Consider the following 434-nt stretch of genomic DNA (forward strand, 5'->3'; position numbering starts at 1 on the left):
TGAGAAAAGAAAAAGTGCTAATACACCAGGGTACGATTTGGTAAGTCATCAATACGCAGAAGTTGCTGGCAAGCAATTTAATTTATACCATCGCACACACCTGTTACCTTTTCGCTTCACGCTCTCAGAAGGGGATAACATTGACGGGTTATTATTTACCGGTACGGCACATTTGAATCATGGTGATCGGCCCCAAATTAATTATCTAATGTTGCACAATCAAGCGCGCGTTAATCAATTATATGCGGCCTATCAAAACAACCATTATCGACTGATATTAAGCGATGTTCATGTACCAGGAGAAGTTGCGGGTACTAATTATTCATTGGATGATTTTGAACAATTGGCAACGCGCATTATCTTAAGTAAAAAGCAGTCTGAAACTGAATTTAAATATGAAGTCAGTTGTGATTATGATACTGAAGGACCATTAC

At 38.5% G+C, this 434-nt stretch carries 1 protein-coding gene; it reads left to right on the forward strand.

Going from position 1 to position 434, the window contains the following annotated elements:
- Positions 1-434, forward strand: a 434-nt coding sequence (locus FCS21_RS17860; protein ID WP_171035743.1) for a hypothetical protein, incomplete at both ends; no start/stop codon positions are given.

This window comes from Colwellia ponticola (genome assembly GCF_005885605.1).
GTDB lineage: Bacteria > Pseudomonadota > Gammaproteobacteria > Enterobacterales > Alteromonadaceae > Colwellia > Colwellia ponticola.